Annotated in this window: 20 protein-coding genes; 7 read left to right on the forward strand and 13 right to left on the reverse strand. The window is 70.2% G+C overall.

The features are described 5' to 3' along the window. The first annotated feature begins 121 nt into the window (after positions 1-121). The gene (locus ACH4S9_RS27100; RefSeq protein WP_311722052.1) at positions 122-985 is read left to right on the forward strand and encodes an MHYT domain-containing protein; all 864 of its coding nucleotides are present in this window, start codon (positions 122-124) and stop codon (positions 983-985) included. Continuing rightward, positions 957-1,700, forward strand: a complete 744-nt coding sequence (locus tag ACH4S9_RS27105) for a class I SAM-dependent DNA methyltransferase (protein WP_398374143.1) — start codon at positions 957-959, stop codon at positions 1,698-1,700. Before ACH4S9_RS27100 ends, ACH4S9_RS27105 begins: the two co-directional genes overlap by 29 nt. A gap of 37 nt (positions 1,701-1,737) precedes the next feature. On the opposite strand, the gene ACH4S9_RS27110 is transcribed toward ACH4S9_RS27105, so the two are convergent. From ACH4S9_RS27110 to ACH4S9_RS27130, 5 genes are all read right to left on the reverse strand, one after another. Then, positions 1,738-3,906, reverse strand: coding sequence for a protein kinase (locus ACH4S9_RS27110; protein WP_398374144.1), 2,169 nt, complete (start codon positions 3,904-3,906; stop codon positions 1,738-1,740). Positions 3,907-4,097: 191 nt separating this feature from the next. Continuing rightward, positions 4,098-4,547: a GNAT family N-acetyltransferase gene (locus ACH4S9_RS27115; protein WP_311722055.1), complete on the reverse strand. Its 450-nt coding sequence runs from the start codon at positions 4,545-4,547 to the stop codon at positions 4,098-4,100. Positions 4,548-4,583: 36 nt separating this feature from the next. Beyond that, a complete protein-coding gene (gene gcl, locus ACH4S9_RS27120) occupies positions 4,584-6,371 on the reverse strand; it encodes a glyoxylate carboligase (protein ID WP_398374145.1) in 1,788 nt (595 codons plus the stop codon). 54 nt (positions 6,372-6,425) lie between these two features. Continuing rightward, entirely contained in the window at positions 6,426-7,322 is an 897-nt protein-coding gene (locus ACH4S9_RS27125) for a 2-hydroxy-3-oxopropionate reductase (RefSeq protein ID WP_398374146.1), read from the reverse strand. A gap of 64 nt (positions 7,323-7,386) precedes the next feature. Further along, entirely contained in the window at positions 7,387-8,217 is an 831-nt protein-coding gene (locus ACH4S9_RS27130; protein WP_398374147.1) for a hydroxypyruvate isomerase family protein, read from the reverse strand. Positions 8,218-8,454: 237 nt separating this feature from the next. Between ACH4S9_RS27130 and ACH4S9_RS27135 the strand changes: the two genes are divergently transcribed. The 3 genes from ACH4S9_RS27135 to ACH4S9_RS27145 all read left to right on the forward strand — a co-directional run bounded on the left by ACH4S9_RS27135 (position 8,455) and on the right by ACH4S9_RS27145 (position 11,677). Further along, positions 8,455-8,655: a DUF3311 domain-containing protein gene (locus ACH4S9_RS27135; protein ID WP_398374148.1), complete on the forward strand. Its 201-nt coding sequence runs from the start codon at positions 8,455-8,457 to the stop codon at positions 8,653-8,655. Further along, positions 8,652-10,166, forward strand: a complete 1,515-nt coding sequence (locus ACH4S9_RS27140) for a sodium:solute symporter (RefSeq protein ID WP_311722060.1) — start codon at positions 8,652-8,654, stop codon at positions 10,164-10,166. Before ACH4S9_RS27135 ends, ACH4S9_RS27140 begins: the two co-directional genes overlap by 4 nt. Positions 10,167-10,318: 152 nt before the next feature. Next, positions 10,319-11,677, forward strand: a complete 1,359-nt coding sequence (locus ACH4S9_RS27145; RefSeq protein WP_398374150.1) for an alkaline phosphatase — start codon at positions 10,319-10,321, stop codon at positions 11,675-11,677. An 83-nt stretch (positions 11,678-11,760) separates the two neighbouring features. Here ACH4S9_RS27145 and ACH4S9_RS27150 read toward each other — a convergent pair whose 3' ends face one another. The 8 genes from ACH4S9_RS27150 to iolC form a co-directional block, all read right to left on the reverse strand. After that, entirely contained in the window at positions 11,761-12,627 is an 867-nt protein-coding gene (locus tag ACH4S9_RS27150) for a sugar phosphate isomerase/epimerase (RefSeq protein WP_358845102.1), read from the reverse strand. Beyond that, entirely contained in the window at positions 12,624-13,643 is a 1,020-nt protein-coding gene (locus ACH4S9_RS27155; protein ID WP_311722063.1) for a Gfo/Idh/MocA family oxidoreductase, read from the reverse strand. Before ACH4S9_RS27155 ends, ACH4S9_RS27150 begins: the two co-directional genes overlap by 4 nt. A gap of 22 nt (positions 13,644-13,665) precedes the next feature. Beyond that, positions 13,666-15,096, reverse strand: a complete 1,431-nt coding sequence (locus ACH4S9_RS27160) for a sugar porter family MFS transporter (RefSeq protein ID WP_398374153.1) — start codon at positions 15,094-15,096, stop codon at positions 13,666-13,668. A gap of 9 nt (positions 15,097-15,105) precedes the next feature. Next, positions 15,106-16,056 carry a TIM barrel protein gene (locus tag ACH4S9_RS27165; RefSeq protein WP_311722066.1) on the reverse strand — a complete coding sequence of 317 codons (951 nt, stop codon included), beginning with the start codon at positions 16,054-16,056 and terminating at the stop codon, positions 15,106-15,108. 75 nt (positions 16,057-16,131) lie between these two features. Continuing rightward, positions 16,132-17,628 carry a CoA-acylating methylmalonate-semialdehyde dehydrogenase gene (locus tag ACH4S9_RS27170; protein ID WP_398374155.1) on the reverse strand — a complete coding sequence of 499 codons (1,497 nt, stop codon included), beginning with the start codon at positions 17,626-17,628 and terminating at the stop codon, positions 16,132-16,134. A gap of 28 nt (positions 17,629-17,656) precedes the next feature. Continuing rightward, positions 17,657-19,549 carry a 3D-(3,5/4)-trihydroxycyclohexane-1,2-dione acylhydrolase (decyclizing) gene (gene iolD, locus ACH4S9_RS27175; protein WP_398374157.1) on the reverse strand — a complete coding sequence of 631 codons (1,893 nt, stop codon included), beginning with the start codon at positions 19,547-19,549 and terminating at the stop codon, positions 17,657-17,659. Continuing rightward, the gene (locus ACH4S9_RS27180; RefSeq protein WP_398374159.1) at positions 19,546-20,418 is read right to left on the reverse strand and encodes an aldolase; all 873 of its coding nucleotides are present in this window, start codon (positions 20,416-20,418) and stop codon (positions 19,546-19,548) included. Before ACH4S9_RS27180 ends, iolD begins: the two co-directional genes overlap by 4 nt. Before the next feature lie 4 nt (positions 20,419-20,422). After that, positions 20,423-21,385 (reverse strand): 5-dehydro-2-deoxygluconokinase, encoded by a 963-nt coding sequence (iolC, locus tag ACH4S9_RS27185; protein WP_398374161.1) that lies wholly within the window; start codon positions 21,383-21,385, stop codon positions 20,423-20,425. Between the two features lie 251 nt (positions 21,386-21,636). Here iolC and ACH4S9_RS27190 point away from each other — a divergent pair, with 251 nt between their 5' ends. After that, positions 21,637-22,638 carry a LacI family DNA-binding transcriptional regulator gene (locus ACH4S9_RS27190; protein ID WP_311722350.1) on the forward strand — a complete coding sequence of 334 codons (1,002 nt, stop codon included), beginning with the start codon at positions 21,637-21,639 and terminating at the stop codon, positions 22,636-22,638. A 551-nt stretch (positions 22,639-23,189) separates the two neighbouring features. Beyond that, positions 23,190-23,891, forward strand: a complete 702-nt coding sequence (locus tag ACH4S9_RS27195) for a hypothetical protein (protein WP_398374163.1) — start codon at positions 23,190-23,192, stop codon at positions 23,889-23,891. The last annotated feature ends 1 nt before the right edge of the window (position 23,892 follow it).

Here is a 23,892-nt window from a genome sequence, read left to right on the forward strand (position 1 = left end):
GTCATATGACGCCAATAACGATCTCGTAAGACTCAACCGCTACTACCGGTAAGGGCTTGCTGCTCCTGGCCGAAAACAGCCTCAATATCTGCCGTGTCCATGGAAATTGGGGAGGGCGTGGATGAACGGCACGATCGACGGTTTCAGCTACGGACTGGTGACACCGGTGGCCGCCTATGTGATGGCCTGCCTGGGGTCGGCACTGGGCCTGCGCTGCGTCGTGCGCACGGTGCACCGTAGTCCCGGATGGAGACCGGGGTGGCTTGCTCTGGGAGCCGCGTCTCTGGGCTGTGGCATCTGGACGATGCACTTCATCGCCATGACCGGTTTCTCCGTGCGCCAGACGCCCGTCACCTACGACGTGCCGCTGACCGTGCTCAGTCTGATGGTCGCGATCGTGGTGGTCTCCGCGGGCGTGTTCATCGTCGGCTACCGCGGTGCCGCCCCGGCCACTCTCACCGTGGCCGGAACCATCACCGGGCTGGGCGTCGCGGCCATGCACTACCTCGGGATGTCCGCGATACGGCTCAACGGCGTCATCCGCTACGACGCGGTCACCGTGGCCCTCTCGGTGGTCATCGCCCTCGTCGCCGCGACGGCGGCGCTGTGGGCCGCGGTGTCCGTCCGTGGCTTCCTGCGCTCCCTCGGCGCCAGCCTTGTGATGGGCCTCGCCGTCTCAGGCATGCACTACACCGGCATGGCCGCCGTGAGTGTCCACCTCCACAGCGATACGGCACAGGCGGCCAGTGGCCCGTCCGGAGTCTCTCTGCTGCTGCCCATGCTGCTGGGCCCGGTCATCTTCCTGATCCTGGCCGGCGCCGTCGTCATGTTCGACCCGGTCCTGATCCTCGGTGACGGCGAATGGAACAGCCAGGCATCCCGGTCCGGCCCGGCCGGCTCCGGCCGGGGCGCGTATTCGCTGGACAGTACTCAGCCGAGAGGCGAGCCTTGGCGGAATGCAGCAGGAGAACATCTGGGACGCTGAGACCGCCCAGCGCTATGACACGCCCGGATCCGGCATGTTCGCCCCCGAGATCCTGGGACCGACCGTGGACCGCCTCGCCCGGCTCGCAGGGGAGGGCGAGGCGCTCGAGTTCGCCATCGGCACCGGCCGGGTGGCCATCCCGCTCGCCGAGCGCGGAGTCCCCGTCACCGGCATCGAGCTGTCGCGGCCGATGGTGGAGCGACTGCGTACCAAGGTGGACGAGGCGACGCTCCCCGTGATCATGGGTCACATGGCGACCACCGTCGCCCCGGGCGAGTACACCCTGGTCTACCTCGTCTACAACACCATCTCCAACCTGCTCACCCAGGCCGAGCAGGTCGAGTGTTTCCGCAACGCCGCCCGCCACCTCGCGCCCGGTGGCCGGTTCGTGGTCGAGCTCTGGGTACCCGAGCTGCGCAAACTCCCACCGGGCCAGACGGCCACCGTCTGGCACTCCGACCCCGGGTACATCGGTCTGGACACCTACGACGTGCTGAACCAGCAGGTCGTATCGCACCACTTCCGATTCGACGAGACCAGGCAGGCAGAGCTGTCCCGCAGCCCCCACCGCTACATCTGGCCGGCCGAGCTCGACCTCATGGCTCAGCTGGCCGGATTCGAGCTGGAGGCCAGGCATGCGGACTGGGACGGCGCCGAATTCACCGCCGAGTCGCGTTCTCATGTCTCCGTCTACCGAATCCCGCCGGCACACTGACGCCTGGTCGATGCCCGGGCCCGGCCGTCCGGCCGCGTCAGTCGTACGCCTTCAGGCACAGCAGCGTCGCGCCGTCGTCCACCTTCGTGGACCAGTACGTGTTCATGTCGTACTGCCCATGGCGGCAGACCTCGGTGCCGGTGCTCGCGTTCGCCCGGTAGATGTCCGTGACGACCAGGATCTCGTTGTACGCGACGGGGACCTTCCGGTCCGTGCAGTTCGGGGACGACAGCATCGCGATGCTGCTGATGTTGCTGCCCTCGTGCTTGGCGAGCAGGCAGTCACCCTGGCGGTACTGGCCGGTGAGGCACAGCGCGGTCCGCTCACCGCTGCTGGTGGAGTAGTACGACCAGGTGGCCTTGGCCACGCCGGACGGGCAGTCGTCGGCGGTGCCGGTGACCTTCACCCGCGTCCCGTAGCCGCAGGACGTCGTGTTCGGCTTCTCCTCGCTCCAGTCGTACTTGGTCAGGCCGCCGTAGCCGGTGTCGACGACGTCCAGGCAGTCCCCGGACGAGACGGCCTTGAAGGCCTCTTCGGTGGGGTCGGGCTCGGGCTCGGGGGAGGTGGTCTCCGGTTCGGGTTCGGGCTCGGTGTCATCGGAGCCGCCGCTCGACGAGCTCGACGAACTGGAGGAGCTTGAGGAGCTTGAGGAGCTGTCGGTCTCGGTGTCGTCGCCGCCGAGGCCGCTGGTGCCGCCCCCGCTGCTGGAGAGGGTGAAACGCGGGGTGGGGCTGCTCGTCGGGGTGTCGTCGTCCTTCTTGTCCCAGGGCTGCCAGATCAGGGCTCCGATGATGAGCGCGACCACGAGCAGACCGCCCCAGCCTTCGGAGGAACCCGAATTCTTGGCGGGTTGCTTGGCCGCTGTCGCGCCGGTGCTCTTGTTCTTGGCGGCGGTCTCGGTCTTCTCGCGCGCTATGCGCTCGCGTTCCTTGCGCTGGCTCTCCTTCCGTTCGCGTTCCTTCTGCTCCCTCTGCTCCTTCTTCTTCCGCTCCTGTTCCTTGCGCTCCCGCTCCCTGCGTTCCGCCTCTTCCTTCCGCGCCTGTTCCCTGCGCCTGCGCTCCTCCTCTTCCTGGCGCGCGAGCTCCCGCGCCTCCGCCTCCGCCCGCTCCTCGGACTGCGCCCGCACCAAGGCGTCCCGCTGCTTGCGCAGGGCCTCCAGTTGCTCGCGCATCTCGCTGACCGCCTCGTGCGCCCCGTCCGGAGCGCCCTCGACCTTCACCTGAGTCGGCGCTTCGGCCGCCTCGAAGTCCAGGGCCCGGTCGCGCAGTTGGCGCCCCTGCTCCGCGTACTCCTCGATCAGCGCGGTCCACTCCCGCGGCAGCCACCGCTCGGCGCCCTGGTCCGCCGCGGCCCGGTCGAGGTCGGCGAGGACGTCCCGCAGCACGTCGGACGGAGCGGGGCGCCGCTCGGGGTCGAGCTCCAGCAGGGGGAGGATCAGCGGTTCCAGCTCCGTCGGCAGCCCGCTGGTGTCGAGCTCGGCGCGCTGGACGAGGGCGAGGACCCCGAAGGAGTGGTCGGTCTGCTCGTACGGCGGGCGGCCGACCGCGAGGAAGAAGAGCGTGGCGCCCAGGGAGTACATGTCGGACGCGGCGGTGGACTTCTTGCCGCACGCCTGTTCCGGCGATGTGAACGCGAAGGTGCCGATGGTCGTCGTCGAGCTGGTGTGGTCGTGGGCGTGCGAGATGCCGAAGTCGATGAGGCGGGGGCGGTCCTGGGGGAGCAGTATGTTCAGGGGTTTGATGTCCCGGTGGACGACGCCCAGACCGTGCAGCTCGACCAGCGCCCGCGCGGCCCCGGCCGCGACCCAGCGCACCGCGTCGGCGGGCAGTGTCCCGGCGCTCACGACGAGTTCGGCCAGGCTGGGCGCCGGAATGAACTCGATGGCGAGCCAGGGGCGTTCCGCCTTCGCGTTGGCGTCGAGCACCGTGGCGGTGTACGTGCTGTCGACCCGCCCGGCCAGCTCCACCTCGCGGGCGAACCGCTCGCGGTCCGGCCGGCTCACCATCCCCTCCGCGAGGAGCGTCTTGACCGCGACGAGCCCGTGGTCCACCACGGTTCCGGTGGGCCCGGCCGGGCTCGCGGGGGTCCCGGGGGCCTCCTGCCGGGCGAGGTAGATACGGCCCATGCCGCCGGTGGCGATCCGCCGCAGCAGCCGGTAGGGGCCGAGCCGCCGCGGATCGTTGGATTCGAGTGAATAGAGCTTCATTCCGCCCATGCGATGTCACTTCCCATGTGCGTCCCCCGTCTGTGCTGTTGTCCGGATGCGATCCGTACGCCTGAGCGCTCGTCCGATTCTGTGATCAAACTTGTGTCAGGGTAAGGCAGTCATCGCCAACAGCACCTTCCCGAACTGCCGTTCCCCCCTCATGGGACCGAGCGGGATCCGGCCGCGCCTCGTCAGGGGATGGTGAACCGCAACTCCGGGCGTTCCCAGGCCACCCTCGGCAGCGACGGAGCGACCGTCCCCACCCGCGTGGCGCCCAGGCGCCGGTAGAACCCCTCGGCCGGGGGATGGGCAACCACGCGCACGCTCGGCAGACCGGCTTCCCTGGCCTGGCCGATCATGTGCTCGACCAGAAGGCGGCCGACGCCCGTTCCCTGTGCTTCATCCGCCACGAAGGCCAGGTCCAACTCCGGCGGGTCCACCATGAGGGCGTAGAAGCCCAGCAGCCGACCGGACGCGTCGACGGCCATGAAGACCCGGTGCCGGGCGATGTAGTCGGCGGTGACCCGATACCCGGAGATGATCGAGGCGTACTTCCCCCGGTAGGCGCTGGACTGCTGGATCAGCGTGGTGAGGCGCGCCGCGTCGTGCACGACGGCGCCCCTGATCGTCGTGGACTGCATCCATCGGAGTATAGGGGCGCAAGGGGGTAGTGGCTATTACAGTTCCAGTCCGAGGGCCGTGCGGAGGGCCGTCGGAGCGTGGCCGGGACGGGTGGCCAGTTCCTCGAACTCGGTGATGTCGTCGAGCTCGGTGCCCATCGAGACATTGGTGACGCGTTCGAGGATGACCTCGACGACCACCGGCACCCGGTGCTCGGCCATGAGCTTCTTGGCCTCGGCCAGAGCGGGCGCGATGCGGTCGGGTTCGAAGACGCGGATGGCCTTGCAGCCCAGCCCTTCGGCGACCTTGACGTGGTCGACGCCGTAGCCGCCCACCTCGGGGGCGTTGATGTTGTCGAAGGACAGCTGGACGCAGTAGTCCATGTCGAAGCCGCGCTGGGCCTGGCGGATCAGGCCGAGGTAGGCGTTGTTGACCACCACATGGAGGTAGGGGATCCGGAACTGGGCGCCGACCGCGAGTTCCTCGATCATGAACTGGAAGTCGTAGTCGCCGGAGAGGGCGACGACGGTGGCGTCCGGCTCGGCCGTCGCGACGCCCAGGGCGGCGGGGACGGTCCAGCCCAGCGGGCCGGCCTGGCCGGCGTTGATCCAGTGCCGGGGGCGGTGGACATGGAGCAGCTGCGCGGCCTGGATCTGGGAGAGACCGATCGTCGAGACGTAGCGCGTGTCGCGCCCGAACGCCTTGTTCATCTCCTCGTAGACCCGCTGCGGTTTGACCGGCACCTGGTCGAAGTGGGTCCTGCGGAGCAGGGTGCCCTTGCGCCGCCGACAGCTGTCGGCCCAGTCGCCGCGGTCCCTGAGGGCTCCCGCGGCCCGCAGTTCCCTCGCCGCCTGGACGAACAGTTCCAGCGCGGACCTGGCGTCGGAGACGATGCCCAGGTGCGGGGCGAAGACCCGGCCGATCTGGGTGGGTTCGATGTCGACGTGGACGAAGGTGCGGCCCCGGGTGTACGTGTCGAGGCCGCCGGTGTGGCGGTTGGCCCAGCGGTTGCCGATGCCGAGGACGAAGTCGGACGCGAGCAGGGTGGCGTTGCCGTAGCGGTGGGAGGTCTGGAGTCCGGCCATGCCGGCCATGAGCGGGTGGTCGTCGGGGATGGCGCCCCAGCCCATGAGCGTGGGCACCACCGGCACCCCGGTCAGCTGGGCGAACTCCACCAGCAGCTCGCTCGCGTCGGCGTTGATGACCCCGCCTCCGGCCACGATCAGCGGCCGGTCGGCGGCCTGGAGCAGTTCGACGGCCTTGTCGATCTGTGCTCGGGTGGCCGACGGCTTGTACACCGGCAGCGGCGCGTACGTCTCCGGGTCGAACTCGATCTCGGCCAGCTGGACGTCGATGGGCAGATCGATCAGCACCGGTCCGGGCCGGCCCGACCGCATCAGATGGAAGGCCTGCTGAAACGCGCCGGGCACCTGGGCGGGTTCGAGGACGGTCATCGCCATCTTGGTCAGCGGCGCCGCGATCGAGGCGATGTCGACGGCCTGGAAGTCCTCCTTGTGGAGCCTGGCCACCGGCGCCTGGCCGGTGATGCACAGGATCGGGATCGAATCGGCGCTCGCCGAGTACAGGCCGGTGATCATGTCGGTGCCCGCGGGGCCGCTGGTGCCCACGCAGACCCCGATGTTCCCGGCCCTGGCGCGGGTGTAGCCCTCGGCCATGTGCGAGGCGCCCTCGACATGCCGGGCGAGCACATGGGTCAGTCCACCGTTGGTGCGCATCGCGGAGTAGAAGGGGTTGATCGCCGCGCCGGGCAGGCCGAAGACATGGGTGGTGCCCTCGCGCTTGAGGATCTCCACCGCCGCCTGGGCCGCGGTCATGCGAGCCATGAGGATGCTCCTGTCGGTCGGTCCATCGAAGTCGGTCCGTCGAAAGACGTGGGTTCAGCGCGGGTCGCGGCCGGCCAGCCGCTCGACTCCGCGCAGCAGCGCGGAGTGGTCCAGGTCGCCGTCGCCGCAGGCGCGGGCCGAGGCGACCAGCTGGGCGACGAGGGCGCCCACGGGCAGGGGCGCGCCCACCGCGCGCGCGGCGTCGGTGACGATGCCCATGTCCTTGTGGTGCAGGTCGATCCGGAAGCCGGGCCTGAAGTCGCGGGTGAGCACCGTCTCCCGCTTGCGGGCCAGGACGGTGGAGCCGGCCAGGCCGCCGCCCAGCACCTCCAGTGCCGCGTTCAGGTCCACCCCGGCGTTCTCCAGGAACACCACGGCCTCGGCCAGCGCCTGGAGGTGGATGGCCACCATCAGCTGATTGGCGGCCTTGACCGTCTGCCCGGCCCCGTGCGGGCCCATGTGCACGATGGTGGTGCCCAGCGCCTCGAACACCGGCCACGCGTCGGCGAAGTCGTCCGGTTCGCCACCGACCATGATGGACAGGACGCCCTCGATGGCGCCCGCCTCCCCGCCGGACACCGGGGCGTCGAGCGTACGGACGCCTTTGTCGCGCGCGGCGGCCGCCACCTCCCGAGAGGTCTGCGGGGTGATGCTGCTCATGTCGATCAGCAAGGTGCCGGGCGTAGCGTGTTCCAGGACGCCGCCCTCGCCGAGGGCGACCTCTTTCACCTGCGGGTCGGCCGGGACCATGGTGATCACGACCTCGGCGTCGCGCACCGCCTCGGCGATGGTGTCGGCGCCCCGGCCACCGGCCGTGACCAGGGCGTCGACGGCCGCGCGGCCGCGGCTGTAGCCGGTGACGGTGTGTCCGGCCCGCACCAGGTTGGCGGCCATCGGGCCGCCCATGATGCCCAGGCCGATAAAGGCGATCTTCCGGGAAGTGGTACTCATCGTGGGTTCCTTCGTGTCATGCGTGTGGTCGGGTTCTTTGTATGGCCGGGGCTGTCCCGGTCGGTCAGGAGGGGCGGCCGCCGCCGCGCCGGTCGCGGGGGAGCCAGCCGAAGCTGTCCGCGCTCGGGCCCTCGGGCTTGTACTCCAGACCCACCCGGCCGGCGTAGCCCACGGCCTGGAGGTCGAGCAGCAGCCCGTCGAGGTCCAGCTGTCCCGTACCGGGCGCTCCCCGTCCGGGGGCGTCCGCGATCTGTACATGTCCGATGCGGTCGGCGTGGGCGGCGATGACACCGGACACGTCGTCGCCGTTGACGGCGAGGTGGTAGAGGTCGGCCAGAAGGCGGAGGTTTCCGGTGCCGGACTCGGCCGCCACCCGGTCGATCACGGCGAGCGCGTCCGCCGCGGTGCGCAGAGGGTACGCCGGGGCGCCGCTGACCGGCTCCAGCAGGACCGTGCCGCCGACGCGCTCCGCGGCCCTGGCCGCCAGCGCCAGGTTCTCCACCGCCAGGTCGTCCTGTTCCGCCGGGGCGACGCCGTCGATCCGGTTGCCGTACAGGGCGTTGAACGACCGGCACCCCAACTGCTCGCCGATCGCCACGGCGGCATCGATGTTGTCGCGGAACTCCGCCGCCCGGGCCGGCCAGGACACCAGGCCACGGTCGCCCCCGGGCATGTCCCCGGCGTAGAAGTTCAGCCCCGTCAGCCGCACACCGGCGTCACGCACCGCCCGGACGAATGCGTCGGCCTCGGCGTCCGTCGGCACGGCCGTCGCGTAGGGCCACCAGTACTCGACCGCGTCGAACCCCGCGGCCCTGGCGGCGCCCGGACGCTCCAGCAGTGGCAGCTCGGTGAACAGGATCGACAGATTGACGGTGCAGGGAAGTCGGTGCTTCATCAGTTCTCCCGGCCGAGGGTCGCTATGCAACTTCTGAGATGCGGATAGTATTTTCTGCATCGCGGAATAACAACCCCCCGTTCGTCCGGACGCGCAAAGCCTTGACAGGCCCTCGGGGCGGACCTATACATCTGCCAATCGAAAATTTGATTCCGCATGGCGAAAGACGGGCCCCGTCTGGTCAGTTGGCGAGGCCCTGATGCAGCGGTGTACGGCCCGGCTCAGGAGGTTCTCGACGTGAAACCCATCCATCTGCTCGGCGCGATCCCGTTCCTCGGGATCCTCGGGGGAATCTTCTTCGCGAACCGGGTGACGCCCTACGTCCTCGGTATGCCGTTCATCCTCTTCTGGCTGGTCATGTGGGTCGTTCTGATCTCGGTGACCATGGCCGTCATCTACCGTCTGGACCCGGCGAACCGGGAGGCGCGGAACTCATGATCGCCCTCGCCGTCATCTTCGCCTTCCTCCTCGCGGCCCTGGGCCTGGGGCTCCGCGCCCGCCGCGGCAGGGACATGGATCTCGAACAGTGGTCGGTGGGCGGCCGCGGCTTCGGGACGGTCTTCGTCTTCCTGCTGCTGGCCGGCGAGATCTACACGACCTTCACCTTCCTCGGCGCCTCGGGATGGGCCTACGGCAAGGGCGCACCCGCCTACTACATCCTCTGTTACGCCTCGCTCGCCTACGTCCTGTCGTACTGGCTGCTGCCGGCCGTGTGGCGCTACGCCAAGCAGCACCGGCTGATCTCGCAGTCCGACTTCTTCGTCGCCAAGTACGACAGCCCGTTGCTCGGCGCGCTGGTGGCCCTTGTTGGGGTCGTCGCGATGGTGCCCTACCTCGTCCTCCAGCTGAAGGGGCTGGGGATCATCGTGTCCGTCTCCTCCGACGGCCGTATCTCCTCCCATTGGGCCATCGTGATCGGCACGGTCGCGCTGACCCTCTATGTGACGGTCTCGGGCATCCACGGCTCGGCCTGGACCTCGGTGCTCAAGGACGTCGCCATCCTCGCGGTCGTCCTCATCCTGGGCATCTATCTGCCGTTGCACTACTACGGCGGCGTCGGGGAGATGTTCCGGGCGGTGGACGAGGCCCACCCCCAGCTCCTCACCCTGCCCTCCAGCGGCATGAGCACCTCGTGGTTCGCGTCCACCGTGCTGCTCTCGGCGGTCGGCTTCTACATGTGGCCGCACACCTTCAGCGCCTCCTACAGCGCCCAGAACGAACGTGTCTTCCGCCGCAACGCCATCTTCATGCCGCTCTACCAGCTCATCCTGCTCTTCGTCTTCTTCGTCGGCTTCACCGCCATCCTGGTCGTGCCCGGCCTCAAGGGCGCCGACGCGGATCTGTCCCTGCTGCGCATCACCACCGCCACCTTCCCCTCGTGGTTCGTCGGCATCGTCGGCGGCGCCGGGCTGCTCACCGCGCTGGTCCCAGGCTCGCTGCTGCTCATGAGCTCCGCGACCTGCCTGGCGAAGAACGTCTACCGCCTCGCCCGGCCCCACACCAGCGAGCGGCACATCGGCCGCCTCGCGCAACTGCTCGTGCCGGCCCTCGCCCTGATCTCCCTCTACTTCACCTTCAACGGCGGCAGCTCGATCGTCTCGCTGCTGCTCATGGGCTACGCCCTGGTCACTCAGCTCTTCCCCGCACTGCTGGCGAGCCTCGCGCCACGGCGGATCGTCACCAAACAGGGAGCGGCCGCGGGCATCGTCGTCGGGGTCACCACGGTCGCCGTCGTCACCCTCTCCGGCGTCACGGTGGGCAGCCTGCTGCCGGGGCTTCCCCAGGCGGTGAAGGACCTCAACGTGGGCGTCATCGCCCTCGCCTTCAACGCCGTGGTGATGGTGGCCGTCTCCGCCGCCACCCGCGCCCCGCGCGGTGCGGAACTCCCGCCGTTCCGGGGCCGCTTCGAGCGAACAGGCGCCGCGGCACCGCACAAGGGCGATCGCTGACCGGCAGACAGCCCAGCGGCGACGGCCAACGCGCCATGTCATGGAAATACGGGCAGGACCGCGAATTTCCCATCGGTTCACCCATGGCTGATGTCGTCGGATTCGTTGGCATCTACACCCGCCCCCCTCGGGCGTCCCAAGGAGCTGCTTCCATGCACAGACCTTCGCGTCGTCATCTCACGATCGCCACCGCCGCGGTCACCGCGACCGCCGCCGCCGTGGCCGTCACCGCCGCCGCCGGCGCCTCCGACGGCAAGACGCAGGCCGAGAACGCGATCAAGGGCGGAAAGGCGAAGAACGTCATCCTGCTGATCGGTGACGGCATGGGCGACTCGGAGATCACGCTCGCCCGTGACTACACGGTGGGCGCGAACGGCCGCCTGAACATGGACAAGTTCCCGCTCACCGGCGCCTACACCACGTACGCGGTGCACGCGGACGGCACCCCGGACTACGTCACCGACTCCGCCGCCAGCGGCACCGGCTGGGCGACCGGCGTGAAGACGGTCAACGGCCGCATCTCCAAGACGCCGGACACCGACAAGGCCGTCCCCACCATCCTGGAGCAGGCGCAGAAGAACGGCTACGCCACCGGCAGCGTCACCACCTCCGAGCTCACCGACGCCACCCCGGCCGTGCTCGCCTCCCATGTCACCGACCGCTCCTGCCAGGGCCCGGCCGACATGGCCAAGTGCCCCACCGACACCATCGCGAAGGGCGGCCCCGGCTCGATCGCCGAGCAGTCCGTCAGCCACAAGGTCGACGTCCTCATCGGCGGTGGCAAGCAGCGGTTCGACCAGAAGATCACCGACGGCGCCTACAAGGGCCAGACCGTCACCGAGCAGGCACAGAAGCTGGGCTACCAGGTGGTCACCGACTCCGCCGGCCTGAAGAGCGCGAAGGCGGGCAAGCCGGTGCTGGGCCTGCTCTCCTCCGGCAACGTGCCCACCGAATGGACCGGCAAGGCGGCCGCCGTCGGTGGCACGGGCCCGCAGCGGTGTGTGACCTCCAACCCCAACCGCCCGTCGACCACGCCGAGCCTGGCCGACTCCGCCACCAAGGCGATCGACCTGCTGGAGGCCAAGCAGAAGGGCTCGGGGAAGGGCTTCTTCCTCCAGATCGAGGGCGCCTCCATCGACAAGCAGGACCACGCGGCCGACCCGTGCGGCCAGATCGGCGAGACCGCCGCCTTCGACCGTGCGGTGAAGGTGGCCCGCGACTACGCCGCCAAGCACCCCGACACCCTCGTCGTCACCACCGCCGACCACGGCCACACCAGCCAGATCGTCCCGCTGGAGGCCACCCCGCCCGGCCTGTCCTCCACCCTGGTCACCGACGAGGGCCAGCAGCTCAAGGTCAACTACTCGACCAACACGCCGGGCCAGTCCCAGGAGCACACCGGCACCCAGGTCCGCATCGCCGCCCAGGGCCCGCTGGCCTACCGGGTGCTCGGCGTGACCAACCAGACCGATCTGTTCGGCACCCTCCGCGAGGCGCTGCGCCTGCGCTGACCGCACACGCCTGGAAGGGGAGGCCGATCACGGCCTCCCCTTCGTCGTGCGTTCGCCCGTGAGTTCGCCGTGGGTCAGGCCGCCTACGCGGCGAGTTCCTTGGCGATGCGGTCCAGCATGAACGCCGAGGACTCGCGCGCCCGCTCCTCCCAGGCGAAGACACACGCGGTGGCCACGCCGTCGAAGTCCAGCTCGCGCAGGGTGCCGAAGAAGGCGCCCCAGTCGACCTCGCCCTGCCCGATGTCCAGGTGCTGGTGGATCCGGGCCGTGGTGCCGGGCGGGTTGAGGATGTAGCGCAGGCCCGACGATCCCTTGTGGTTGAAGGAGTCGGCGATGTGGACGTGGCGGAGCCTGTCGCCCGCGTAGCGCATCATCGCCGCGATGTCCGCCGTCGGGTCGGCGCCGGACAGATGGAAGGAGTGCGGAGCGCAGTAGAGGTAGTTCACCCAGGGTTTGTCGATGGCGCGGACGAGATCGACCGCGGGGGTGTTCTCCTCGCAGAAGTCGTCCGGATGCGCCTCCAGGTTCAGGGCGATGCCCTCCCGCTCGAACAGCGGCAGCAGCTCGTCCAGGGAGCGCCAGAAGGCCGCCTCGCTCTCCGCGGCTCGCTCCGGGCGGCCGTTGAACTCCGAGTTCATCAGCGGACATTCCAGGTCCGCGGTGATCTCGATCATGCGCTTCCAGTAGCGGACGGCGGCCTGCCGCTCGGTCTCGTCGGGCGAGGACCACTTGTACAGCGGGAGCACGGAGGACAGCCGCACACCGTGGGTGCGCAGCGACCTCTTCAGCTCGGCGATCCGCTCGTCGTCCGCCCGCGGGTGCAGGAAGAACGGCATGAAGTCGTCGCGCGGCGACAGCTCGATGTACTCATAGCCGAGCTCGGCCACTGTGCGCACCATGTCGTCGATCGGCAGGGCGCGGAACATGTACGGGTCGAGGGCGATCTTCACGAGGTGCCTCCGTAGCAGGCCGGGCGGGGCTTCATGTCGACGGTGACGACCTGACCGCCACTCTCCAGCGAGCGGACGGCGGCGTCGGTGATGACGGTGGCGGCATAGCCGTCCCACGCGGAGGGCCCGGTGGGCTCGACACCGGCCGCGATGCCGGCGATCCACTCGCGGAACTCCGTGTCGAAGGCGTCCGCGAACCGGCCCTTCCAGTCCTGCGGGACCGCCGTGCCGTGCGCTCCGGCGGTACGGACCCCGACGGCGGCCGGGTCGGGCAGCCGGACCAGGCCCTTCTCACCGACGGTCTCGCACTGGATGTCATAGCCGTACTGGCAGTTGACGAAGACCTCCAGGTCGATACGGACGCCGTTCGCCGTCTCGAAGTACATGAGCTGAGGGTCCGCGAGGTGCTCGAACCGCATGCCCGTGGCGCGCGGTGTGATCACCTGGGCGGAGACGATCTCGTCGTCCAGCAGCCAGCGCAGCACGTCGATCTCGTGCACGGCCGTGTCCTGGGCGGCCATCGCCGAGGTGTACGACTCGGGGACCGTCGGGTTGCGGTGGGCGCAGTGCACGATCAGCGGTGTGCCCAACGAGCCGGCGGCGATGACCTCCTTCATCTGGCGGTAGCCGGCGTCGAAGCGGCGCATGAAGCCGACCTGGACGAGGCGGCGGCCGTGGGCGCGCTCGGCGTCGACGATGCGCAGACAGTCCTCGGCGGTGGTGGCGAGGGGCTTCTCGCAGAACACCGGCTTGCCGGCCGCGATCGCGTTCAGCACATGCTCGGCGTGGGTGGGGCCCCAGGAGGTGACGAGGACGGCGTCCACCTCGGGGGAGGCGATCAGTTCAGCGCCGGTGGCCGGTGCCACCGCGCCCACCCGGGCCGCGACCTCGGCGGCACGGGCCGGGTCGATGTCGGTCACGGCGGTGACGGTGGCGCCGGTGACGACGTCGGTGAGGCGCCTGATGTGGTCCTGGCCGATCATTCCGGCGCCGATGACGCCTACACGTACGGTCATGGTCTGTCCTTGGAGAGTGGGGTCAGGAGAAGCGCGTCCGGAGTTCGGCTTCGAGGGTTTCGAGGCTGTGGCCCCTGGTCTCGGGGACGTAGCGCTTGACGAAGACCAGGGAGAAGATCCCCGCCACCACGAAGAGGAAGAAGGTGTTGGAGATCCCGATGCCGGAGACCAGGGACGGGAAGACCAGGCCGATCACGAAGTTGGTCAGCCACAGCACCACGGCCGCCACCCCCATGCCGAAGCCGCGCATCCGCATCGGGAAGATCTCCGAGAGCATCAGCCAGGTCACCGGCGAGATCGCGCCCTGCTGGAAGGCGAGGAAGGTGATCGTCATGGCGAGCACGGCGTACGCCCTGCCGTCCCCGGCGGGCAGCACCAGGGAGAACACGCCGATGAGCAGCAGGGCCGCCGTCGTGCCGAGCTGCCCCGTCATCAGCATGGGGCGGCGGTCGACCCGGCCCAGCAGCCAGATGCCGACGAAGGTGGCCAGCACCGAGATCACGCCGTTGGCGATGTTGGCGGTCAGCGCGCTGTCGGAGGCGAAGCCGGCGTCGGTGAGGATCTGGGTGCCGTAGTACATGATCGTGTTGACGCCGGTGATCTGCTGCACGATGGCGATGCCGAAGCCGATGAACATCAGCTTGCGCACCCACGGCACCGACTTCACGTCCTGCCAGCCGCCGAGCTTCTCCCGCTCGTCCTTGACGGCGAGCGCGGACACCTCGGCGAGCTCCGCCTCGGCCCGCGCCTGCGAGCGCACCTGCTTGAGCACGTCCAGGGCGTCGTTGAAGCGGCTCTGGGAGGCCAGCCAGCGGGGGCTCTCCGGCATCACCAGCATGCCGAACCAGAGGACGACGGCCGGGGCGGTGGCGATCACCAGCATCCAGCGCCAGACACCGCCGCTCTCGCCACCGACGTTCGCGATGATCGCGTTGGAGGTGAAGGCCAGCAGCTGGCCACTGACGATCATGAGTTCATTGCGGGTGACCAGCGCGCCGCGCCGCTCCGCGGGGGAGACCTCGGCGAGATAGACGGGCACGGTCACCGACGCGCCACCGACGGCGAGGCCGAGCACGAACCGTGCCACGATCATCACCGCGGTGGTCGGTGCGAGGGTGGCGCCGAGCGCGCCGACGAAGAACAGCACGGCGAGGGTGAGGATCGTACGCCGTCTGCCACGCGCGTCCGACATCCGCCCGCCGACGACGGCGCCGAGGGCCGCGCCCAGCAGCAGGGAGCTGGTGACCATGCCCTCGGTGACCGGGGTGAGGCCCAGGTCGTCGGTCATATAGGGCAGGGCGCCGTTGATGACGCCGGTGTCATAGCCGAAGAGGAGTCCGCCGAAGGTGGCGATGACGGTGATCATCCGCAGCCGCCGGGAGATCGCGCGCGGGGGGTCGTCCGTGACGGTGGCGGGGGTGGGGGCCTGTGTCGTGTCGTCCCTGACGTCCATGGCCGCCTCCTACCGGTGGTGATTCGGGCGTCGGATTCCGGTCAGGCCGCAGTCGGCCAGATGCTCACGGGTGCGTACGGCGATGGGGAGCGGCACATCGGGAGCGCACGGGTACAGGTCCTGCTCGACGATCACGAACAGCTCGGCGTCGAGTTGCGAGAGCTCGGCGATCACGTCGGCCGGGTTCGGCACCCCGGCGGGCGGCGAGACGCACACCCCGCGCCTGACGGCCTCGCCGAAGGACAGATCCTCGGCGGCGACCTGGGCGAGGATCCCGGGGTCCATCTGCTTGATATGGACATAGCCGACGCGCTCGCCGAACCGGCGGATCAGGTCGAGGTTGTCCCCGCCACCGTACGCCACGTGCCCGGTGTCCAGACACAGATTCGTGTACCGGCCGTCCGACTCGCCCAGCAGCCGCTCGATCTCCGGCTGGGTCTGGAGGTGGCTGTCGGCGTGCGGGTGGATGACGAGGCGGACGTCGTACTCGTCGAGGAGCAGCCTGCCCAGCCGGTCGGCGGCGCGGCCGAAACCGGCCCACTGCTCGGGGGTCAGCTCGGGGGACTCGGTGAACGCGCCGGTCTTCTCGTCCCGGTACATGGGCGGGATCAGGACCAGGTGGTGGGCGCCCGCGGCGGCCGTCAGCGTGGCCACCTGGCGGACGTGGGCGAGCATCTCGTCCCATGCCTCGGGGCGGTGCAGCGCGCCGAAGGCCGTGCCGCCGGAGACCTTGAGGCCACGGGCTTCGAGTTCCTGCTTGAGGCGTTCCGGGTCGGTGGGGAGATAGCCGTAGGGGCCGAGCTCCAGCCAGGTGTAGCCGGCCTGTGCGAGTTCGTCGAGGAAGCGGGTGTACGACACCTGGTGCTCGTCCTCGGGGAACCAGACGCCCCAGGAGTCGGGGGCGGAGCCGAGGCACAGATTGCCCGCGGTGGTGCGGAGTGGGGATGGCGCCGTTGCCATGACGTGTCCTTTGGGGAGAGGGACGGGGGATCTTCCTGCGGTGTTCCTTGCGGGGGGAGAGAGGTGGCGGGGAGGTCAGCCGGCGGTCGGGAAGGTGAACCCGGCGGCGATCTGCTGTGCGGGCCGCGGCCAGCGGGTGGTGACGACCTTGGGGAGGGTGTAGAAGCGGATGCCCTCGCGGCCGTGGACGGGGGAGTCGCCGATGAGCGAGTCCTTCCAGCCGCCGAAGGAGTAGTACGACATCGGCACGGGCACCGGCACGTTGACGCCGATCATGCCGACCCTGACCCTGCGCTGGAAGCGGCGGGCGGCCTCGCCGGAGGCGGTGAACAGGGCGGTGCCGTTGCCGTACGGGTTGGCGTTGATCAGCTCGATCGCCTCGTCCAGGGTGTCCACGCGGACGATCGCCAGGACGGGGCCGAACAGCTCCTCCTGGTAGGCGTCCATCCCCGCGGTGACATGGTCGAGGAGGGACGGGCCGGTGAAGAAGCCCTGCTCGTGCCCGTCCACCTTCAGCCCGCGGCCGTCCACGACGACGGTGGCGCCCTGGGCGGCGGCAGTGGCCACGGCGTTCTCGACCCGCTCCTGGGCCGCCCTGGTGACCAGCGGGCCCATCTCGGTGCCCGGGGCGTCGCCGGGGCCGACCCTCACCTCCCGGGCCTTGCGCTCCAGCGCCGCCACCAGCCCGTCGGCCGCCGCGCCGACGGCGACCGCCACGGACAGGGCCATGCAGCGTTCGCCGGCCGAGCCGTAGGCGCCTGCGGTGATGTGGTTGGCGGCGAACTCCAGGTCGGCGTCCGGGAGGACGACGGCGTGGTTCTTGGCGCCGCCCAGCGCCTGGACGCGCTTGCCGTGCGCGGTGGCCCGCTCGTGGACGTACTTCGCGATCGGCGTGGAGCCGACGAAGGACACGGCCTGGATACCGGGGTGGGCGAGGATCGCGTCCACCGCGTCCTTGCCGCCGTGCACGACGTTGAACACGCCGTCCGGCAGCCCGGCCTGGCGGTACAGCTCGGCGACGAAGTTGGCGGCCGACGGGTCGCGCTCGCTGGGCTTGAGGACGAAGGTGTTGCCGGTCGCGATGGCGATCGGGTGCATCCACAGCGGCACCATGGCCGGGAAGTTGAAGGGGGTGATGCCCGCGACCACGCCGAGCGGCTGGCGGAAGTTGTGCACGTCCACGCCGCGGGAGACCTGGTCGGAAAAGCTGCCCTTGAGCACGTCGCCGAGGCCGCAGGCGAACTCCACGACCTCCCGGCCGCGCACGATCTCGCCGCGCGCGTCGTCGACGGTCTTGCCGTGCTCGGCCGAGATGATCCGGCCCAGCTCCTCCTCGTGCTCGACGAGCAACTGCCGGAAGGCGAACATCACCTGGGCGCGCTGGGTCAGCGACGACTCCGACCAGGTCTCGAAGGCCGCGGTGGCGGCCCGGACGGCGGCGTCCACGTCGGTGGCCCCGCCCAGCGCGACCCGGGCCTGCTTCTGGCCGGTGGCCGGGTTGAAGACGGGGGTGGTGGCGGGGGCGGTGGCGGCGGCCGGGGCGCCGCCGATCCAGTGCTCGATGGTCTTCACGGTGCGGGTTTCCTTTGCGGGGAAGGGATTACAGGTAGTGGCGCTGGGCCCGCTTGTGGGCGGCGTAGGTCTCGTACGCGGCGCGCGTGGAGTCGAGTGCGGAGGTCTGGCCGACCGGCACGTCCCACCAGCCGTGGCCGGGCGGGTTGGGCCCGTACAGGTCGGTCTCGACGTGCACCACGGTGGTGCGGCCTGCGGCCTTCGCCTTCTCCATCGCCGCACGGAACTCGTCAACCGACGCGGCGTGCAGGACGTCCGCGCCCAGGGAGGAGGCGTTGACGGCCAGGTCGACCGGCAGGACATCCCCGTCGAGGAGGCCCGAAGTGCCGTCGCGGAAGCGGTACTTGGTGCCGAAGCGCTGCGAGCCGAGGGCCTCCGACAGCGAGCCGATGGAGGCGAAACCGTGGTTCTGGACCAGCACGACGATGACTTTCAGACCCTCGGACACCATGGTCACGATCTCCTGGGCCATCATCAGATACGAGCCGTCCCCGACCAGGACCACGACCTCGCGCGAGGGGTCGGCCATCTTGACGCCGAGGCCGGCTGCGACCTCGTAGCCCATGCAGGAGTACGCGTACTCCACGTGGTAGGCCTTCGGGTCCCGGGCCCGCCACAGCTGTTGCAGATCGCCGGGCATGGAGCCCGCCGCGTTGATGACCACGTCCCGGTCGCCGAGGACATCGCGCAGCGCGCCGAGGATCTGCGTCTGCGCGGGCAGGCCGCCGGTGTCGCGGTCCGGGGCGAAACACTCCTCCTCGATCTCCCGGGTACGGGCGATGAGGTCGCGGACGCGCGCCCGGTGGACCGGCTCGACCTCCCAGCCCGCGAGCGCTTCCGCCAGGGCCTGGATACCGAGCCGGGCGTCGGCCACGAGCGGCTCCGCGGAGTGCTTGACGGCGTCCAGCCGGGCCACATTGAGGTTGACGAACGTGACGTCCGGGTTGCCGAAGACGGTGTGGCTGGCGGTGGTGAAGTCGCTGTAGCGGGTGCCGATGCCGAGTACGACATCGGCGTCCCCGGCCAGCTGGTTCGCCGCGTAGGAGCCGGTCGAGCCGATGCCACCGACCGCGCACGGATGGTCCCACGCCACCGCGCCCTTGCCGGCGTGTGTGTCCGCCACGGGGATGCCTGTGGCCTCGGCGAACGCACGCAGCTGGGTCTCGGCACCCGAGTAGACGGTGCCACCGCCGGCCACGATCAGCGGCCTCCTGGCGCTGCGCAGCAGCCGCGCGGCACGCTCCACGGCGGTCGGCTCCGGCACCGGGCGGCCCACGTGCCAGACCCGGCGGCGGAAGAAGGACACCGGCCAGTCGAAGCCTTCCGCCTGCACGTCCTGCGGCAGCGCGAGCGTGACGGCGCCGGTCTCCACCGGGTCGGTCAGCACCCGCATCGCCGCCAGGGCCGCGGGGATCAGCTGCTCGGGCCGGGAGACGCGGTCGAAGTACTTCGACACGGCCCGGAAGGCGTCGTTGACGGTGACGTCCCCGCCCCGGGTGTCCTCCAGCTGCTGGAGGACCGGCTCGGCGACCCGGGTGGCGAACGTGTCGCTGGGCAGCAGCAGCACCGGGATCCGGTTGGTGGTGGCGAGCGCCGCTCCCGTGATCATGTTCGTGGAGCCGGGTCCGGTCGAGGCGGTGCAGGCGAAGGTGGCCAGCCGGTCGCGCATCTTCGCGTACGCCACCGACGCGTGCACCATGCCCTGTTCGTTGCGGGCGAGGTAGTACGGCAGATCAGCCTCGCCCGTGGTGGCGGCCTGGAGGAGCGCCTGCCCGACACCGGCCACGTTGCCGTGCCCGAAGATGCCCCAGACCCCCGGGATCAGCCGCTGCTCCTGGCCGTCGCGCTCGCTGTACTGGTTGGCCAGGAAGCGGACGAGGGCCTGTGCGGTGGTGAGCCGTACGGTGTTCTCGCTGGTCACAGCAGGTTCACCGCCCGGTCCACGGCACCGGCCACATCGCCGTCCGAGGGATGGAGCAGGGATCGGCCCACGACCAGGCCCTGCGCGGTGGGGAGTTTCAGGGCCCGGCCCCAGGAGGCGAAGGCCGCGTCGGGGTCGGTGACCTCGCCGCCCAGCAGCAGCGCGGGCAGCGTCGAGGCGGCCAGCACACGCTCCATCTCGTCGACGACCGGCAGCTTCAGCCAGGTGTAGGCGGAGCGCCGGCCGAGCCCGGAGGCGATGGTGATCGACTTGATGACGGCGTCGGGGGAGAGGTCGTTGCGGATCCTGCCGTCACGCCAGTGGGAGAGGAACGGCTCGATCATCGCCACCAGACGGCGGTCGTTCAACTCGTTCACCGCACGGGCCGTGTTCTCCAGCGCGGCCGGGGTCGCCGGGTCCTCCAGGGCGATGCGGGTGAGCATCTTGCCGCCGTCGAAGCCCAGCGCGGCGATCGTCTCGGCGTCGTAGCCGGTGAAGCGATCGTCGATCTCGAACACCGACCCCGCGAGAACGGCCCGGTTCATCGACCCGAAGACGCTCTTGCCGTCGAGGACCCCGAGCAGCAGTAGATCCTCCAGGATGTCGGCGGTGGCCAGCACACCGGTCACGCCCGGCCGCTCCAGCGCGGTGCACAGCCGGTCCAGCAGCTCGAAGCGGTCGGCCATTGCGGTGGGGTCGCCACCGACCGCGTTGGCGCCACGCGCCGGATGATCGGCGGCGATGATCATCGCCTTGCCGTGCTCGCCCAGCGGCGAGGCGGCCCTCACCCGCCGTTCGGCCGCCGCCGCGATGGCTCCTGGGTCGCTGACCCGGGCCTCCACGATCCGGCTCACACTGTCGGACAGCACGTTGTCACACCTCTCGCTGAAGGTCGTCTTCGGTCGTCTCGCGCAGCTTCGCCGCCACCTCGTCCTCGGTCGGCATCGCCTCCGAGCAGGCCAGCCGGCCGGCCACGAGCGCGCCGGCGGCGTTGGCGAAGGACACCGTGCGCCGGGTGTCCCCGCCGGACAGCAGCCCGTGGCACAGCGCGCCGCCGAACGCGTCACCGGCGCCCAGGCCGTTCACCACCTCCACCGGCACCGGCGGGACCTCGACGGCCGAGCCGTCCCGGTCCATGGCCAGCACACCCTTCGGGCCCTGCTTCACCACGGCCAGCTCCACCCCGGCGGCGAGCAGCGCCTTCGCGGCGGCATACGGCTCGCGCTCGCCGGTCGCCACCTCGCACTCGTCGAGGTTGCCGACGGCCACGGTGGTGTGGCGCAGGGCCTCGGCGTAGTACGCGCGGGCGTCGCTCTTCCAGAACATGGGCCGCCAGTCCAGGTCGAACACCGTCGTCCCCGCCTTCGCCCGGTGCGCGAGCGCGGCGAGCGTCGCCGCACGGCTCGGCTCCTCGCTCAGCCCGGTGCCGGTGATCCAGAAGATCCGGGCGTCGCGCACCGCCGCCAGGTCCAGCTCCTCGGGCCGGATGTCCAGATCAGGGGCGCTGGGCAGCCGGTAGAAGTAGAGCGGGAAGTCGTCCGGCGGGAAGATCTCGCAGAAGGTCACGGGGGTCGGTGCGATCTCCGACGTACCGACGAAGCGGGCGTCGACGCCGTACCCGGCCAGGGCCGTCCGGACGAAGTCCCCGAACGGGTCCGCGCCGGTCTTGGTGATCACGGCCGAGGCGCGCCCGTACCTGGCGGCGGCGACGGCGACGTTGGTCGGGCTGCCGCCGAGGTACTTGCCGAACGAGGTGACCTCGGCCAGCCCCACGCCCGACTGGAGCGGATACACATCCACTCCGACGCGGCCCATGGTCAGTACGTCGAACGGCATCACGCTGGTTCCCTTCGCTCCGGAGATCCGGTGAATTGTCAGGGGAGTTGTCACGGGATTTCTCAGGGGATTTCTCACGGGAGAGGGGTCGCTGTCGCGCTCTACTAGCGCGCTCTAGTGCGAGTACGATGGCCCCTGTCCAAATGTCATGTCAATAGCTTGTTGCCAGAGGATTTCGCGGCTGCCCTAGGGTGGGCCCGTTGAAGGGGGTGGATTCACCGGTGGACACTGCGGGCAGGCAGCGGCCCACGATGGCCGACGTCGCCGACAAGGCGGGAGTGTCCCGCGCGCTGGTCTCGATCGTGTTCCGCAACCAGCCGGGAGCGAGCCGGGAGACCCGCGAGCGCGTGCTGCGGGTCGCCGACGAGATCGGCTACCGCCCCGACAGCGCCGCCCGGCTGCTGGCCCGTGGCCGCAGCCGCACACTCGGCGTGATGTTCACCGTGCACCAGACCTTCCACACGGACCTCATCGAAGGGATCTACCCCGAGGCCGAACGCCACGGCTACGACGTCCTGCTCTCCGCGGCGGCCGAGGGACGGAGCGAGGCCAAGGCGGTCGAGGCGCTGCTCGGCCACCGCTGCGAGGCGCTGATCCTGCTCGGCCCCGACGCGGCCCCCGCCTACCTCGATGAGCTCGGGCAGCGTGCCGTCACCGTGTCGGTCGGCCACCGGGCGCCGCGCGCCCGCGTGGACTTCGTGCACAGCGCCGAGGGCAAGGGGGTCCGGCAGGCCATGGACCACCTGGTCGGACTCGGGCACCGCGCGATTGTGCACATCGACGGCGGCCGGGGGCCCGGGTCGGCCGAGCGGCGGCGCTCCTACCGGGCCGCGATGCGCCGGTACGGACTGGAGCCGGAGATCCGGGTGATCCCCGGTGAGCACACCGAGCAGTCCGGGATCGAGACCGGCCGTCTGCTCCTGGACGAGCGCGACCGGGGCCTGCCCCTGCCGACGGCGGTCCTCGCGGGCAACGACCGCTGCGCCATGGGCGTGTGGATGGCCCTGGCGCGCGGCGGTGTCGACGTCCCACGGGACATGTCGGTCGTCGGCTACGACGACAGCCACCTCTCCCACCTCATGCCGATCGGCCTGACCACCGTCCGCCAGGACGCGGTGCTGATGGCCGAGCACGCGGTGCGGTTCGCCGTGGAACGGCTGGAGAACCCGGAACTGGAGCCGCGGGAGGCGGTGCTGGACCCGAAGCTCGTGGTGCGGGGGACCAGCGCGCCACCGCCGCGACGGGCGGACTGAACACGCCCCGCAGAGCCCGGTGGGGGACCGGACACCATGTCCGGCCCCCCGAGGGCGAAGCGTGAGCGGCCGCGGATCAGCCCGCCACCGGGTAGAGGAGGCAGTCCTCGGGCCGGATCAGCAGATTGATCTCCTGGCCCTCGTGGCGGACCGGGCTCTCGGCGTGGATGTCGAGGCCGCCGACGGCGAGTTGGTACTCGAAGCGGGCGCCCGTGCAGGAACACTGCGTGATCCTCCCGCGTCCGTACGACCTTCAAGTGCCGCCCCGTCGTGCCCAGTTCGACCCGTACGGTCCGGCCCTCCGCCGGAGCCTCGTCGACCCGGCCGTCCAGCAGATTGCACCGTCGGATGAAGCCCGCGACCTCCGGGGTGGCCGGGGTCTCGTGGATCTCGGTCGGAGTGCCTGCTGCTCCCCGCGGCCGCGCCGGCGAGTTAGGGGGAAGGCGTCGGTCGGCATTTCGAACATGGTTCGCAATACCGCAAGTTGGTGCTAGCTTCGTATTGTCATGTACTGGTACACCGAGGAGGGACGTCCGGTGGAAAGTGGCAGGATGACACGCCGCGCGGTGCTGACCGCGACGGCGGGGATGGCAGCGTTAGGTTCCGGGGTGTTCGCGGGGACAGCCGAGGCCGCGACGGGCGCGACGAAAGCGGCCGCCGCCCCGCCGACCGGGACCGTGCGAGTGTTCTGGCTCAAGCCTTCGGATGTGGCGTTCGACCAGCGGTATCCCGATGGCATCACCCGTGTGATGCAGGAGTCGCAACGCTACTACCGGCAGGAACTCGGCAAGACGTTCAAGCTGAACACCCCGGCCGTGGAGGTGGTCAACGGCGACCGCAACCGGGCCTGGTACGAGAACACGCCGAACGGCGACGACCCGTACTGGTGGGTCGTGTTCAACATGCACCAGGAGCTGCTGCGCAAGTTGTCCCTCCAGGCCCCGGACTCGCGCTGGCTGTGCGTCGGCGAGATCAGCGCCGAGGCCCAGGGCGTCTCCGGTGGCGGCGGTGGCGGCGGCTGGGTGATCCTCAGCGGCCACGACGCCGACGGTGCCGCCGGGACCAACGGCAATATGAACCGGTGGTACGGCGGCATGGTGCACGAGCTGGGCCATGCCTTCGGTCTGCCCGACTCCACGTCCACCGATGGCACACCGATGTCCGCGTCGTTCTACGACTACCCGAACTGTCACTTCAGTCAGTCCCAGAAGAACGGGATCCTGAACGGCCCGTACGGCAGCTTCCTGTCCTGAG

The sequence above is a fragment of the Streptomyces sp. NPDC021225 genome, assembly GCF_044332865.1.
Lineage (GTDB): Bacteria > Actinomycetota > Actinomycetes > Streptomycetales > Streptomycetaceae > Streptomyces.